At 64.7% G+C, this 950-nt stretch carries 1 protein-coding gene; it reads right to left on the bottom strand.

Annotated features, from left to right (window positions below):
• A partial coding sequence (gene dmpG, locus EJA72_RS23535; RefSeq protein WP_157714289.1) for a 4-hydroxy-2-oxovalerate aldolase occupies positions 1-896 on the bottom strand: 896 nt, incomplete at its 3' end.
• Positions 897-950: the final 54 nt, after the last annotated feature.

The following is a 950-nucleotide window of genomic DNA, read 5'->3' on the forward strand; positions in this document are numbered from 1 at the left end:
GCGGCGATTTCCGCGTGGCGCAGGAAGCTTGAATAGACCCCGGCGTAACCCAAGGCGAGCGTTTCGCGATCCACCCGCACCGGCCGATCCTGCAACGGCCGCACGATGTCGTCCGCCGCGTCCATCAAGGTGTAAAGGTCGGTCCCGTGGTTCCAGCCCAGGCGTTCGGCGGCGGCGATGAACACTTCCAGCGGCGCGTTACCGGCACCCGCGCCCATGCCCGCCAGGCTGGCGTCGATGCGGTCGCAGCCTTCTTCGACGGCGGTGATTGAGTTGGCCACCCCCAGCGACAGGTTGTGGTGCGCGTGCATGCCGGTTTCGGTTTCCGGCTTGAGCACGGCCTTGAACGCGCGGAAGCGATCACGGATGTCCTGCATGTTCATCGCCCCACCGGAGTCGGCCATGTACACGCAGGTCGCGCCGTAGCTCTCCATCAGTTTGGCCTGGGCGGCCAACTGCTCGGCCGGGATCATGTGGCTCATCATCAGGAAACCGACGGTGTCCATGCCCAGTTCGCGGGCGTATTCGATGTGCTGTTTCGACACGTCGGCTTCGGTGCAATGGGTGGCGATGCGCACCACCCGCGCCCCGGCGTTGTAGGCGGCCTTGAGGTCGTGCACGGTGCCGATGCCGGGCAACAACAGGGTGGTGATTTTCGCGTGGCGGATCACATCGGCCGCCGCTTCGATCCACTCCAGGTCGGTGTGCGAAGCGAAGCCGTAGTTGAAGCTCGAACCTTGCAGGCCGTCGCCGTGGGCGACTTCGATGGCATCGACGCGGGCCTTGTCCAGCGCACGGGCGATGTCCTGCACGTTCTGCAGCGAATACTGGTGACGCACCGCGTGGCTACCGTCGCGCAGGGTGACGTCGGAGATGTAGAGTTTCTTGCCGTTCATATTGATCTCCTCAGGCGTTGAGCATCGACTGCGCCATGCGTTCGGCGGTGGCCA

The sequence above is a fragment of the Pseudomonas sp. PB120 genome (assembly GCF_009761815.1).
Taxonomy (GTDB): Bacteria; Pseudomonadota; Gammaproteobacteria; order Pseudomonadales; family Pseudomonadaceae; genus Aquipseudomonas.